This window comes from Empedobacter sp. GD03865, assembly GCF_029840775.1.
GTDB lineage: Bacteria > Bacteroidota > Bacteroidia > Flavobacteriales > Weeksellaceae > Empedobacter > Empedobacter falsenii_B.
On record NZ_JAOCDF010000007.1, the window covers coordinates 59,435 to 74,572 of the forward strand.

Below are 15,138 nucleotides of genomic sequence, written 5' to 3' on the forward strand. Positions count from 1 at the left end.
ATTTTATGTCCAAAGTGAATTTGGATATTTTTGATCATTGATTAAATTGTGAATAGAATTTACAACTACTTCTCTATCTTCTGGATATGTCATTCCAAACCAATTGTCATCCGATTTTTCTACAATCACTTCCAATTGATCTTCTTTGATCATATCATTTACAACTTTCGGCAAGAAAAATTCTGCTTTCAATTGAGAAGCATTTTCGTGAAGAAATTCCTCAAATTTATCTTCTAATTTTCTGAAAATAGAAGGATGTAAAACAAAGAAATTCATCGATACAGCCGTATCTCCGTCCAATGGTAAAATGTTATCATCTTCTTCAAAAACAATTTCTCCATTTTCGTTAGAATAGATATTTGTACGCTCTACAACATTCTCCAAATGACCGTTAGTTACCGTGCAAACTCCGCGAGAAACAGAACCATTTTCGCTGATCGTATTCGCCAATTTGTACGCAACCATACCATAAGTATTTGCAGTGATTTTTTCGTTTTGAACTAATTCATTCGCCTTTTCATAAGCTTTACGACCATAAAAATCGTCAGCATTAATCACAATAAATGGATTGTTTAAATGATTTTTTGTAATCATTAACGCATGTCCAGTTCCCCAAGGTTTTTCACGTTTTTCTATTGTATCGTAAATTCCTCTCGGAACAGATGTATACGTCGTTTGAAGAACAAATTCTACTTTACCTCCATTTTTTTCAATTAAATTTTGAAAATATTTTTTAGTTTCTGCATTAAATTGTTCATTAATAATGAATACAAAATGTTTTATTCCACAAGAAAAAGCATCGAAAATTGAATATTCCATCAACGTTTCTTTACTTGGTCCAATTGGATCAATTTGTTTTTGTCCTTTGTAGCGGCTTCCCATTCCACCTGCTAAAATGACTAATGATAAGGTTTTAGATTCCATAATCTTCTGTACCAAAAACTGGTTTTCTTGTTTTATATTTTCCTCTTGTAAAATCTGGCATTTCTTGAGAAGCACCGTTTCCTTCGATAGATTTTTCACTTAATGGTGTTACTGCATACCAAGTTGCTAAATCGTATACATCGAATGGGAATTCTTTGTTTGCTTTGATACACTCGATAAAATCATTCATTAAGAAGAAATCCATTCCTCCGTGTCCTGCTCCTTCTGCCTGAGTTTCGTATTTTTTCCAATATGGGTGATCGTAAGTTTTTAAATGATCTTCTGAACTCGCCCATTTGTGAGAATGTTTCATTTCATCTTCAAAATAAATGAAACCTTGACTAAATCCTCCTGAACCGATATCTTGCCAAATACCATCAGTTCCTTGAATACGGAAACCTAAGTTATAAGGACGTTGTAAAGATGTATCGTGCGTTAATAAGATTGTTTCTCCATTCTCACATTTTAACATTGTTTGAACGATATCTCCTTGTTTGAATTTAACCTTTGCATTTGGGTGATCTGCTCCTCCATTTTTCACGATATAATCAGTTAAACCAGCTTGTCGAGAAGCCATAGAAGTTAAATGTGTAATTCTATTTCCACGGTTAACATCCATCATTGTACCGATTGGTCCTAAACCATGCGTTGGATATAATTCTGCATTACGTTTTACATAATGATTTGTACGCCAAGCAGCTTCAGAGAAACCTTTGTCTCCAAATTCAACTCCTCCACCATAAGGTTGTTTACCATCGTTAAATAATACATTTCTTAAATCGTGTTGGTAACCACCTTGTCCATGAACAATTTGACCAAACATTCCTTTACGAACCATATTCATTACAGCCATAACATCGCGACGGTAACAAACATTCTCCATCATGAATACAGGAACTTTCGTTTTTTCGTATGTATCTACGTAATCCCAACATTCTTGTAAATTCATCGCTCCACACACTTCTAAACCTACAATTTTACCCGCATTCATTGCTGCAATTGTTTGCTCAGCGTGAAATTCCCATGGCGTAGCTATAATTACAGCATGAATTTTCTTATTCTTATATAATTTTTTATATCCATCTAAACCTTTAAAATACTCTACAGGTTTTTTATTATGTTTTGCAAAAATTTTGTTTGAACGATCAATCATTCGTTGATCTGGTTCAGCGATCCCAACAACTTCTACATCATTTCTTTTTAATAACTCATCTAAATGTACCTGCCCTCTCATTCCACAGCCAACAATTCCTACTTTCACCTTTTCAATTTTGATGAAAAATCAAATAATGAATCTGGTGATACTAATGCTACCGTAGATGCTGCAGCAGTCGATTTAATAAAATTTCTTCTGTCCATAGTTGTATTTAATTGTTTGCTTTATTTTTTAAAAATGCAAAATATGAAAAATAATCAATAAAACTTTCTGCTTATCAGTAAAATTAGTAGGTTTTAGGCGAATCCTTAGGAAATACTATAATAAATTCTGTCGTAGTAACATTTTCGTTTTTAGATTTAATTACAGATAATTTTTCATTTAAATCTTCACTTTCTAGAATTTCAATTACGGCGATTTTGAGCTCAGGTCGAAAATATTTCAAATACCAATAAATTCCGCCATAATTTTTAGAATGATAATCACCATTGTAATGAATGAATAGATTATTTTTCTTCAAATTATTCAAAATTGATTCTGCCATTGTTGCATCCTTTGTAGCTTGTGCTGCAACAAACTGTTTTGCCTTCACTCCAGCATGATCTCCCATCATTTTAATCATCTCAGGATAACCAGGCGCATCATAATCTATCGTAATAGGAAGTTTCGCAATAAAGACTTTCTCATTATTTGGAACTGTATCCAAAGCTTCAAGTCCATTCTTAGCGACATACGAAGCATATTTGCGTGATACATTAGTTGCTACAAAATCTAAATTCTTTTCTTTCGCAAAATCAACAAGCGGTTTGTAATCTGTTTTGTAATTATTCCAAAGCTTTGTACTCTTTTGAAACTCATCATCCGTCGTTTTGCTTTTCAAATAATTCGTTAAATCATTTTGTTGATGACGCTCGAACATTTCTGCTCCAAGAATCAGTTGTTTTCCTTTTATCTTATACAATTCTTTTGTCGTTTGCAATTGCAACCAATGATTTACCGCATTATTATGATGTTCACCAAATAAAACAACATCATATTTTGCTAATTCTTTAATCATTTTATCAAAATCAACTTTCTTTTCTTGTTGATTATAAATTTGATAAGTTTTTCCGTTTTGCGCTTTAGCCTGAATTGTTAGTACAATTAATAAGGTATAAAGTATCGTTCTCATGTTATTTAAATTAATTCTAAATTGTAACAAATTAACAAAAAACTCTACATATAAAGAAAACAAATTCAACTACTATGAATAAAGTTCTTGAAATTAATCAACTTACTAAAAAATTTGGCAGTTTTACAGCGGTCAACAATGTCTCTTTTTCGGTAGAAAAAGGAAACGTTTATGGATTACTTGGTCCAAACGGAAGTGGAAAATCGACAACATTAGGAATGATTCTTAATGTAATCAATCCTACAGCGGGTTCGTGGAAATGGTTTGATCAAGAACCAGATAACGATTCATTAAAAAAAATTGGTGCAATTATCGAAAGCCCAAAATTCTATCCTTATTTATCAGCAGAAAAAAATCTTGAAATTGTTGCTGATATTAAAGAAGTTAATTATGCGAAAATTGACGAAAAACTTGAATTAGTTGGATTACTTTCTCGTAAAAAAGATAAATTTCAACAATATTCGTTGGGAATGAAGCAACGTTTGGCTATTGCGGCTGCGTTGTTAAATGATCCTGAAGTGTTGATTTTAGACGAACCTACAAATGGTTTAGATCCACAAGGAATTATTCAGATTCGTGAATTGATTATTAAAATTGCGCAACAAGGGACAACAATTATTTTGGCCAGTCATTTATTAGACGAAGTCGAAAAAGTATGTTCGCATGTGGTGGTTCTTAATCAAGGAAAAATGCTTTATGCGGGTTCTGTAGATCAAATGAATTCAAGTTTTGGAAGCATCGAAGTTGCTGCGCAAAATATGGAAAGTTTGGAATATACATTAAAAACGTTCTCATTCGTTTCGAAAGTTACTAAAGAAAATAACAAACTTTTTGCTGTTTTATCAGAAGAAAAAGATCCTGCAGAAATCAATAAAATGCTTTATGAACAAGGAATTATCGTGAATCATTTGGTAAAACGTAAAGAATCTTTAGAGCAACAATTTTTCCAATTAATCCAAAAACAGAACTAACATGAAAAGATTATTTAGCATAGAATGGAATAAATTATTCTACAACAAAGGAACACGAATTTTCATCATTTTATATTTTGTGATGATTCTGTTAATGGGAATTACGTTGCCGAATTTCAAACCAAATATGAATGGAATCGAAATTGATTTAATCAAATTAGGTGCATTAGAGTTTCCTGTAATTTGGCATAATATCACGTGGTTAATTGGTTTTGGAAAATTCTTTTTAGCTATTATTGTTATTAATAATATTACAAACGAATACTCTTTCGGAACTTTCAAGCAAAATACAATTGATGGTTTATCTAAAACTGAATTTTTAAACACAAAAGTTTTGATGAACGTTGTGATAACTTTGATTTCTACACTTTTAGTTGGCGTTTTAGTTTTTGCATTAGGTTCTATTTTTAGCGAAAAGTTTGATTTTGTAAACGGAATCGAATTCTTAGGAGGATATTTCGTCGAAATCTTCGCTTATATTGTATTCGCCATGTTTTTATCATTCCTATTAAAGAAAAGTGCTTTTGCGATTTTATCTTTAATTGTTTTGAATATTATAGAATCTGTTGCTAAAGTTGTTGAATTTTTAGTTCGATTTGGTAAAAATCCTCCAAAAAATCCTGAAGAAATTAAAATCTTAACTAATTATTTACCACTAAACTCAAACGGAAAAATAGTTGATTATCCTTCTGTAGATATACAAAAAGCAATTATGGAAGGTAAGTTATTTGTTGCCGATCATGTACAATGGGATCATTTTGCGGTAAATATTTTCTACATCATTTTATTTCTTGGTTTATCCTTATTAATTATCAAGAAAAGAGATTTATAAATTATAAATATTTCATAAAAACAAGAAAACCTCCAAATTTGGAGGTTTTCTTGTTCAAAGCAATTTACAATTTCACTTGTTTGTTTATCTTTGCAACTATGCAAATGACAAATTTCGAAGAGTTAAAAACTCTTTTAAAATCAACACCAAAGAAAATTGCAATTCTACCGCACAAAAATCCTGATGGAGATGCGATAGGTTCTACATTGGCGATGTTTCATTATTTGAATAAATTAGGACACACGTGTAACATTGTTTCACCAAACGATTTTCCTAAGTTCCTAAAATGGATGCCTTCAGCAAAAGAGATTGTAATTGCAGATTACCGACCAAAAGTTGCCGAAGCAATTATACATCAAGCTGATTTGATTTTTATCTTAGATTTTAATACTGTAAAACGAATTGACGACTTAGGAAACTGGGTTGAACGTTCGAAAGCACCAAAAATATTAATCGATCATCACCGTGAACCAGATACATTTGATTTTATGTATTCGGATATCGAAATGCCTGCGACTTGTCAAATGGTTTATAATTTTATCGAAGCGATGAATGATTTGGATAAAATTGATAAAGGCATTGCTGAATGTATTTATACTGGAATAATGACGGATACAGGCGGATTCCGTTTTCGTAATACATCGGCTGATACGCATAGAATTGTTGCAGAATTGATTGATAAAGGTGTAGAAGTTGACAAAGTGACTTCGTATGTAAACGATTCGCAAACGCAAGGACGTTTAAAATTGTTATCATTAACCCTAAATAATCTAACTTTTTTACCAGAACATCGCACAGCTTTCATGTTCTTAAAACGTGAAGATTTGTTGGCAAATGGTTTTCAGAAAGGAGATACAGAAGGTTTTGTAAATTATGGTTTGAGTGTAGAGAATTTTATCTTTTCTGTAATTTTTATTGAAGACACACATCATAATTTCATTAAAATTTCGTTACGTTCGAAAGGTGATTTTGATGTGAATGAATTCTCTCGCAAACATTTCAATGGCGGCGGTCATATGAATGCTTCTGGAGGTCGTTCGGATATGAATATGGAAGAAACAATTGCTTATTTCCAATCCCTTTTACCAGAATATCAAGAAAAATTAGCTAGTATCGTTATCTAATGAAAAAAGTTATTTTATTCACTTTCGCTGTTTTTGCGTTAATGAGTTGTGATCAAAAAGTCATACAATATCCCGTTTCATATTCCAATGACGATTTTATGAAACGTTCGCAAGAACGTGGAAAATTATTGCATCAAGAAGAATTACAATGGTTTGATGATTATATGAAAACATCTGACCTAAAATTTGTTAAAACGAGTTCGGGCTTTTGGATTTCAAATAGTGGTCAACGAACAGCTTCTACAGCAAATAATGGAGACTACATCGAATTTGAATATCAAGTAACTGATCTCGAAAACAATATTTTATATTCGTTTAACGATAATAAAGTTCAGAAAATAATTTTAGGAAAAGCTGATATTGTGAGAGGTTTACAAGCTGGTTTGCAATTAATTCCTGAAGGTGAAACTGCTAAATTATTATTACCTTCGTTTTTAGCTTATGGAGGTTATGGTGATACACAAAAAATTGCTCCAGACTCGCCTATTATTATGGATGTAAAAGTTTTAAAAATAAAAAAACACTAATAAACACAAAGACTGTAAAGTTAAAATGAGAAAAATATTATTAATCTTAACTGTCATCACTACTCTTGTTAGTTGTGGCGTTAAAATTCCAAAATCGATGAGTAAAGAAGAATTTAAAAGTTTAGAAGACGGATTGTATGCAAAAATGACAACAAATCATGGTGCAATGACAATCAAATTATACGAAGAAGAAGCTCCAATGACTGTTGCTAACTTTGTAGGATTAGCAGAAGGTACAAAAGAAAATAAAGCAAAAGCAAAAGGAATTCCTTTTTATGATGGAATCATTTTTCACCGTGTAATCAAAGATTTCATGATTCAAGGTGGTGATCCAGACGGAAGAGGTACAGGTGGACCTGGTTACGATTTCGAAGATGAATTTGATGCAACATTAAAACACGATAAAAAAGGTGTTTTATCTATGGCAAATTCAGGACCAGCAACAAACGGGTCTCAATTCTTCATTACAGAGGTTCCAACTCCATGGTTAGATGGTAAACACACTGTTTTTGGACAAGTTGTAGAAGGTTTAGAAGTTGTAGATTCTATTGCTAATGTAGAAAAAACAAGAGATGACAAACCAGTTGTTCCAGTTGTGATTGAGAAAGTAGAAATCGCTCGTAAAGGTGATAAATATGCCAAATATAACGGTGGAGAAGCTTTTGAAACTGCAAAAGCAAATCATGCAAAAAAACAAGCTGAAGCTGAAGCGAAAGCAAAAGCTGAAAAAGATGCTGAAATTGCTCGTCAAAAAGAATTAGAGGCTAAAGCGCAAACTACTCCTTCTGGATTAAAATATGTAATTTTAGAAGAAGGAAACGGAGCAAAACCTGTACAAGGAGATCCAATTCAAGTACATTATACTTTACGTTTAAATGATGGTGAAAAATTAGATTCATCTTACGATCGCAATCAACCACTAGACGCAACAGTTGGTGTTACAGGATTAATCCAAGGTTGGATGGAAGCATTAACAATGTTCAACAGAGGTTCTAAAGTTTTCTTAATTATCCCTGCCGAATTAGGTTACGGATCAAGAGGTGCTGGAGGTGTTGTACCACCAAATGCAACTTTATATTTTGATATGGAAGTTTTAGATAAATAATTTATCTATTCAAAATAAGTAGAAAAGCCACTCAAATTGAGTGGCTTTCTTTTTTGCCTACATTTTTGAAATCACTATTTTTACTGCTTATCAAAACTCACATGAAAAATTTAACATCTCTAATTTTACTCTTTATCGGTTTACAAATAGTAAATGCACGAGAAATAGTAAACTTCAACTCTAATTGGAGCTTTAAAAAAGGGCCATTTACCACTGCAGAAATTAATTACAATTCTATCTTCAAAGGCGATTGGCAATTGGTTCAAGTTCCACATACATGGAATGCAACTGATATGCAAACGAACCAAGTTACACCTGGTTTTTATAGTACAAACGAGCGTTTTTATGTAGGTGATTCGTATTACAGAAAATCTTTTACGCCAAAAGTAAACTGGAAAGGTAAACGAATCTTTATCAAATTTGAAGGTGTTGGAGCAAATGCAGAAGTTTACATGAATAATTCTCCTTTAAAATCAACTCAAAATAAGAACAAAGTAAGCTATCAAGGTGATGTAAACAACGGAAATTATAATTTTGTTGGACGCCATCAAGGTGGATATTCTGCTTTTGTTTTGGAATTGACAGGAATGTTAAAATTTGATCAAGAAAATGAAATTTTGGTTAAAGCTAATAACGAGGAAAATCCAGCAATTATTCCTGTTAATCATGTTTTATTTCCTGTTTATGGTGGAATTTATCGTCCTGTTTCGTTGATTGTTACTGACCCTATCAATATTGCTGTAAATGATTTTGCTTCGGCTGGAATTTTTATTTCTCAGAAAAATGTTAGTAAAAAATCGGCTGATATTCATCTTAAAGTCAAAGTTGATAATAAATCAGCTCAAACAAATAACATCGAAATTTTCACTTCGATCATCGATCATAACAATAAAACTGTAAAATCTATCAGCACTCCTTACACTCTATCACCACAAGGAAGACAAGAAATTATTCAAGATATTAAGGTTAATAATCCACATTTATGGAATGGATTAGAAGATCCATATTTATATAAAGTAGTGACACAAATCAAACAAAATAATCAAGTTTTAGATGAAGTAACACAACCTTTGGGTATTCGTAAATTTGAACTAAAAGCGAACGAAGGTTTCTTCTTAAACGACAAAAAATATCCGCTTTATGGCGTGACAAGACATCAAGATCGCTGGGGAAAAGGTTCGGCTTTATCAAATGAAGATCACGATGAAGATTTAGCAATTATAAAAGAAATTGGTGCAACTTCTATTCGATTAGCTCATTATCAACAATCTGATTATTTTTACTCGAAATGTGATAGTCTAGGATTGATTGTTTGGGCAGAAATTCCATTTGTGAATCAGGTTACAACCTTGGAAGAAAATAATGCAATGCAACAATTAAAAGAGTTGATTCGTCAAAATTACAATCATCCATCTATTTACACTTGGGGATTACACAATGAAGTTTATTCGCCAAATAATTACACCATCGAATTGACAACAAAACTAAATGACTTAGCTAAAACAGAAGATCCTGATCGTTATACAGTACAAGTAAGTGGTTATAATGTAGTCGATCATCCAGTTAATAATAATGCGGATATACAAGGAATTAATCATTATTTTGGATGGTACAATGGCGAAGTCGAAAATTTGACAGACAAAGAAGATGTTGAAACTTGGGCGAATGAAATTTCGAAAAAATTCAAAGATTACAAAATCATTTTCTCTGAATATGGCGCAGAAGCAAAACCTGAAGATCAAGTTGAAGTTGCTGGAAACTATGGAAATCAATGGAGTGATCCTGCATTTTTTCCAGAAGAATTTGCAACTAAATTTCATATTGTTCATTGGGCAACAATAGAAAAACATCCAATATTTTTGGGATCTTATGTTTGGAATACTTTCGATTTTGCAACGCCTATTACACGATTGAATGTTAATCCAAGAAATTTCAAAGGTTTGGTTTCATTTGATCGAAAAATTAAAAAAGATCCTTTTTATTGGTATAAAGCAAATTGGAGCAAAGAACCTGTTGTTTATTTAACGCAACGTAGAATGGTAAATAGAGGAAATGAATTTACAACTGTTACAATCTTCTCTAATCAAGGAACGCCAACGTTAACTGTCAATGGTAAAAAGATTGAAAATGTAAAAAATGGCTATAATAAAATTCATTTCGTTGCTGAAAATGTTCAATTGCAAAAAGGTGAAAACATAATCATTGCAGAAACTAATCTTAATGGAAAAACCATTTCAGATAAAATTATTTGGAACTATGATCCAAAATATAAAACTTCTCAAAAAGAAGCCACTACGAAAGATATTCATGTTGGACTTTAGTGGGAAATAATATCATAAAAAAGGCTTAAAAATTAATTTTTAAGCCTTTTTTATATTGTAGTTTACTACTTATTTTTCAAAATCTCGTGGAAAACGGTTTGAGCTGAGAAAATTCGGTTCGTTGCTTCATCAATTACGATAGAACGATCAGAATCTAAAACTTCATCAGATACTACTACATTGCGACGAACTGGTAAACAATGCATAAATTTTCCGTTATTTGTCAAATTCATTTTTTCCATTGTCACTTCCCAATCCTTATCACCTTCATTCGGTTCACCATAATTTTCATAAGAAGACCAGTTTTTTGCATAAACAAAATCAGCATCTTTCAACGCTTTATCTTGATCATAAGCAATCGTTGCTCCATCAGTAAATTTTGGATCTAACTCCAAACCTTTTGGTTGTACAACTGTAAAATCTACCCAATCTACTTTAGAAAACCATTGCGCAAAAGAATTCGGAACAGCTTGTGGCAAACGACGTGGATGCGGCGCCCAAGTCATCACAACTTTCACTTTCTTTTCAGGTTTTGTCCCAGGCGTATAACCCGTTTTTTCTGCAATTGTAATTAAATCAGCAAAAGATTGTAATGGATGTAATGTTGCACTTTCCAAAGACACAACAGGAACAGAAGATAATTCTTTTACTTTATTGAACATGATTTCGTTATAATCTTCATCACGATCTACTAATTTCGGAAAAGTACGAACGCCTAAAACATCACAATACGCACTCATTACCTGAATTGCTTCTTTGATATGTTCTTGCGAATCTCCGTTCATCACAGCACCATCAGCCATTTCCAATGTCCAAGAATCTGCTCCAGCATTCAAAACCCAAGCATTTGCTCCAAGATTATAAGCCGCTTTAATAGAACTTAGACGTGTACGTAAACTTGGATTAAAAAAAATTAAACCAACTGTTTTATTTTTACCAACTTCTTGTTGAGCAAAAGGATTTGCTTTAATTTCTAAGGCTGTTTTTAGTAATTCGTCGATGTTTTCTACATCATAAACCGAAGTAAATTGTTTCATAATTGAGAAGAATCTTTTGTTTTATTTGTTCTGCAAAATTAGTTGAAACAATCGAGGTTTAAAGAATTATTTGTATATTTTTGTGAGAATTATATACTAATCTTTTTCAAAAAATAGAATGAAATACTTTATACTTTTCTTCTCTTACTTATTATTAATACAATCTGTTTATCCACAAACAAAGGAATTAGATTCTAAGTATATTAAAAATATAAAATCAACTCTTAGTAATTTCAATTCAAAAGAAGAAAGAAAAGAATATGAAAATTATTTTGAATTTTTAGAACATCGAATTTCTCTTAATTATACTAAAAATAATTACGTATTAGATAATGATTATCAGAAATTTACTCAAAATATTTTTAATCAAATCATTTCTAAAAACGCTGAATTACAAATAAATAAAAATAAATTTTATATCATAAAATCTAATATTCCAAATGCTTCTTCACTTGGTTTTAATGTATATTTTATAGAATCTGGTTTGTTTAATTTGTTAGATAATCAATTTCAATTTGCAGCAGTAATCTGTCATGAGATTGCTCACAATCAATTAAATCACACAAGATTAGCAATAGAACAAGATGCTGAATTTGAGAAAGATTTTAAACGTGAAATTAAGTCAATCAAGCGACAAGATTTTTTAAAATTGATTAAATCTCAAAATGAAGTTATTCAAAAAAAATATGATTTAGCAGAACAATCACGCAAGAAAGAGATTTCTGCTGATAGTTTGGGATACATTTTATATAAAAATCTTAATTATCCTAAAAGCGAATATTTTCATCTTTTAAAGAAAATTGAAGAATTTGATCAAAGCGATAAATTTATACTTGATGATTCTATCTATGCTTATTTATTTGATTTGCCTGAACAAAAATTCAATCCTAAATCGATTAAAATAGAAAAAAACTCATTGTTCGAAGGATTAAATTTTACTGAATATATTGATAAAGATTCTATTCGTACACATCCAAATTTGAAAGATCGATTAGATTGGATTCAGAATAATTTTCAAGAAGATTTTACGAAACAAAATGTAACTCCTTCGGCAGAATTTGAAAATATTAAAGCAAAAGAAATCCAAAATTATTACGAAAATTATATTCACAATAAAGAATATACAACTGCACTTTTGGAGTTGATGTATGAGAAGCAAAATCATTCGAATAGAACATATTTAGACAAATATATTGGAATGATTTTCAGTAAACTATATGAAAGTCGAAAATCGTTGAAGTTTAATAAACATGTTGCTCAAGTTGATGCAAATGATAAAAATATTAATAAGCAAAAGTTACTCAGTTTCTTATGGAGTTTGACTAATGACGAATTAAAAAATATTGGTGAACATTATACAAAAAAAGCAACTAATTAGTTGCTTTTTTCCTTTTATAAATTTAATTTTTCTATTCGAACTGAGCTTTCTTTTTCATCTTTATTATATTCACTAATAAAAATATAACCATATTTAGCTTTACCAAAACGCATACTTGTTTCCTTTGTTTTGAAAGGCATTTTATCTTGAGTTAACACGCCATTTTTAAGTTTATTGATAATTAAATTCCAAACTTTTTTATCATTTTTATCTTGTTCACTATAAAAAAACAAAACTTCGTTTTCAGTTTTATTTTCTTGAGAAAAAAGATAACTATCAAACATTTTTTGTTTCGATTTTTCTAGTACAATATGATTTTTAAAAATCCCATTACTATCAAAATTAGCGATAATATAATCTGTAGATCTAATAACGGTAAAGCTATTATCTCCTTTTTGCTTTTCTAATAAAACCGTAAACGAATTATCATTATAATTAAAAAATTCATACAAAGCATAGCGATAACCATCATTATCTCTTAACGTTTTAAAACCAATATCAGAAAATATTTCGCTGTAGTTAATTCTTTTTTCTAACAATTGCTTTCCTACATTATCATAAATTGTTCGTATCAATCCAATAGTTGGTCCAAATCTAGAGAATGGAATCGCATATTCTGAAGATTCTTTTATTTCTCCAATTACAAGTAGTTTATCATTTTGTATTTCCATCTCAGGAAAAACATAAATTCCGTTTCGATTAGTTTTTGAACTATATACAATATTTGATGTATTTTTCCCATCAGCTAAATCATACGTTAACAATCTTTCCACTCCTATTTTATTAAATCCAGAAGATTCGTCATTCTTTTTTTGCAATAAAACTAATTGATCATTTTTAAAAGTTCCTAACTCAAATTTATATCCATCTTTTCTCATCTTTTTATCAATTACATAAGAAAAAGTATTCTCATAATTATCGTTATAAATATTTATACTTTCTAAAAGATTTTCGAAACCAATCTTAAAATCAACATAATAAACTTGATTTTCGTCTTTATATATTTTAAATACATTGGCAGAATACATTGAAGTGTTTAAAAATTTCATCTTATCAAAACTTTCAACTTCAGAAAACAAAGTATAACTACCATTTCTATAAAACATAACATCTTCACTTTTATTTGTTTTCAAATCAAGCTTCATCAAAATATTTCCATATTCTCCAAAACTTTTAGCATGGTATAATTTTGAATTGATATACAATTTTTGCTTCAAAAATTCTATTCCTGTAAAACTATAAATTGACTTTGCAATGTTACGAAGCTCAAAGTCTCCATTCGTAATTTTGTTCAAATTATTGTCTAACAATACATATTCGTATTGAACAAATTTATCTTCTTTTATTAATCCTTTGTTGAAAATGAATGCATATCCAATTACATTTCCATCGTTGTCATTAAGTCGAGAAGATTGCTCTAAAACCCCAGTTGACAATTCTTTCAAATTCTGAACTTGAGCAAAAGAAAAAGTGAGAGTAATAAATGTAAGTAGTACAAATAAAAATTTTTTCATATAGTTTTTAAAATAATTTCTAATAATCTTAAACGTCTAAAACAACGTCAATTCATCTTGTGGACCACGAATATCTAAATCTAAATCATTGTTTAATTTCTTAATAAAATATTTGGCTAACATTGGCGATTCTAACTCTAAATTTTGATGAATAAAGAAATACAATTTCTGCAAACCTTCTGCTTTCCAAAGTTTAATTGTTTCAATCCATTCATCCAAACGCTCGTAATCAGATGGAATATTTGCTCCAACAAAACGCACAAAAGCTTCATTCGAAGTCAATCGCATATGCACCATATCTCTCCTACCCGCTGTATCAACAATAATATTTGAAATGTTATGCTTTTCTAATAACGAAACCAATCGATTAAAATTTTCTTCGTTCGAAAACCAATCTTCATGACGAAGTTCTACAGCTAACGGATAACCTTTCGGAAAATTTTGAATGAAATTTTCTAATTTTTCAAAATCTTTTGGAGCAAAATTTTCGTGCATTTGTAAGAAAATCATTCCTAATTTTTCTTCAAATAACGCAACTGCATCCAAATATTGATTCAATTTATCTGTCACATTTTGCAATCGTCCATAATGACTAATACTTTGTGGAATTTTCGGGAAAAATTTAAAATCTTTTGGAGTTTTATTTGCCCAACTTTCGACATTTTCTTTACTTGGCGAACGATAATATGTCGCATTTAGCTCGATACTATTAAATTGCTTTGAATAATAACTCAATTCATCTTTTGTTTTAGGCGGATAAAAATTCTTCAAATCTTGCTTATTCCATTTTGCACAGCCTACATATACTTCGAAATTATCTGATTTATCAGCTTTATTCAACAAATCAATCGTTTCTTTTGGCGTTTTTGGCAATGTAAAATTAACCAATTCTGGGTTTTCTACTTATCCGAATTTCATCTTTCTAAATTTGAACGAAAATTAAGCAATTATAAGCAGTTCTCATGATCTATTTTACGACAAAATGTCAGAAAAATTTCATTTGGAATATCTTTTGAAATTTAGAATTCGTCAATAAATCTTATGATTTAGACTATTTACAAGAAAAACTAATTATTAA

12 protein-coding genes and 1 pseudogene are annotated in these 15,138 nt (G+C 30.4%); 7 read left to right on the forward strand and 6 right to left on the reverse strand.

The features are described 5' to 3' along the window. Positions 1 to 3: 3 nt before the first annotated feature. From N5D46_RS04430 to N5D46_RS04440, 3 genes and pseudogenes are all read right to left on the reverse strand, one after another. Positions 4 to 924, reverse strand: a complete 921-nt coding sequence (locus N5D46_RS04430) for a sugar phosphate nucleotidyltransferase (RefSeq protein WP_280049280.1) — start codon at positions 922 to 924, stop codon at positions 4 to 6. Then, positions 914 to 2,283 (reverse strand): annotated as a pseudogene (locus N5D46_RS04435) (Gfo/Idh/MocA family oxidoreductase). The gene N5D46_RS04430 and the pseudogene N5D46_RS04435 overlap by 11 nt, the downstream one beginning before the upstream one ends. A gap of 83 nt (positions 2,284 to 2,366) precedes the next feature. After that, positions 2,367 to 3,251 carry a ChaN family lipoprotein gene (locus N5D46_RS04440; RefSeq protein WP_125349266.1) on the reverse strand — a complete coding sequence of 295 codons (885 nt, stop codon included), beginning with the start codon at positions 3,249 to 3,251 and terminating at the stop codon, positions 2,367 to 2,369. Positions 3,252 to 3,325: 74 nt separating this feature from the next. Here N5D46_RS04440 and N5D46_RS04445 point away from each other — a divergent pair, with 74 nt between their 5' ends. The 6 genes from N5D46_RS04445 (at position 3,326) to N5D46_RS04470 (ending at position 10,131) form a co-directional block, all read left to right on the forward strand. Further along, positions 3,326 to 4,222: an ATP-binding cassette domain-containing protein gene (locus N5D46_RS04445; RefSeq protein ID WP_115000904.1), complete on the forward strand. Its 897-nt coding sequence runs from the start codon at positions 3,326 to 3,328 to the stop codon at positions 4,220 to 4,222. Position 4,223: 1 nt separating this feature from the next. Further along, positions 4,224 to 5,054 carry an ABC transporter permease gene (locus N5D46_RS04450; protein WP_280036185.1) on the forward strand — a complete coding sequence of 277 codons (831 nt, stop codon included), beginning with the start codon at positions 4,224 to 4,226 and terminating at the stop codon, positions 5,052 to 5,054. 98 nt (positions 5,055 to 5,152) lie between these two features. After that, positions 5,153 to 6,178: a DHH family phosphoesterase gene (locus tag N5D46_RS04455; RefSeq protein ID WP_280049281.1), complete on the forward strand. Its 1,026-nt coding sequence runs from the start codon at positions 5,153 to 5,155 to the stop codon at positions 6,176 to 6,178. Continuing rightward, on the forward strand, positions 6,178 to 6,705 hold the full coding sequence (locus N5D46_RS04460) for an FKBP-type peptidyl-prolyl cis-trans isomerase (RefSeq protein ID WP_115000909.1): 528 nt from the start codon (positions 6,178 to 6,180) through the stop codon (positions 6,703 to 6,705). Before N5D46_RS04455 ends, N5D46_RS04460 begins: the two co-directional genes overlap by 1 nt. A gap of 25 nt (positions 6,706 to 6,730) precedes the next feature. Continuing rightward, positions 6,731 to 7,810: a peptidylprolyl isomerase gene (locus tag N5D46_RS04465; RefSeq protein WP_038331198.1), complete on the forward strand. Its 1,080-nt coding sequence runs from the start codon at positions 6,731 to 6,733 to the stop codon at positions 7,808 to 7,810. A 101-nt stretch (positions 7,811 to 7,911) separates the two neighbouring features. After that, on the forward strand, positions 7,912 to 10,131 hold the full coding sequence (locus N5D46_RS04470; protein ID WP_280036190.1) for a glycoside hydrolase family 2 TIM barrel-domain containing protein: 2,220 nt from the start codon (positions 7,912 to 7,914) through the stop codon (positions 10,129 to 10,131). A 65-nt stretch (positions 10,132 to 10,196) separates the two neighbouring features. On the opposite strand, the gene N5D46_RS04475 is transcribed toward N5D46_RS04470, so the two are convergent. Beyond that, complete coding sequence (locus N5D46_RS04475) at positions 10,197 to 11,168, reverse strand: N-acetylornithine carbamoyltransferase (RefSeq protein ID WP_219034325.1); 972 nt, start codon at positions 11,166 to 11,168, stop codon at positions 10,197 to 10,199. Between the two features lie 118 nt (positions 11,169 to 11,286). On the opposite strand from N5D46_RS04475, the gene N5D46_RS04480 reads away from it, so the two are divergent. Then, entirely contained in the window at positions 11,287 to 12,546 is a 1,260-nt protein-coding gene (locus N5D46_RS04480; protein WP_115001083.1) for a M48 family metalloprotease, read from the forward strand. A gap of 14 nt (positions 12,547 to 12,560) precedes the next feature. Here the strand turns inward: N5D46_RS04480 and N5D46_RS04485 are convergent, their stop codons facing one another. Further along, positions 12,561 to 14,060 carry a DUF6770 family protein gene (locus N5D46_RS04485; protein WP_280049283.1) on the reverse strand — a complete coding sequence of 500 codons (1,500 nt, stop codon included), beginning with the start codon at positions 14,058 to 14,060 and terminating at the stop codon, positions 12,561 to 12,563. 36 nt (positions 14,061 to 14,096) lie between these two features. Further along, entirely contained in the window at positions 14,097 to 14,948 is an 852-nt protein-coding gene (locus tag N5D46_RS04490) for a DUF72 domain-containing protein (RefSeq protein WP_280049284.1), read from the reverse strand. Positions 14,949 to 15,138 lie beyond the last annotated feature (190 nt).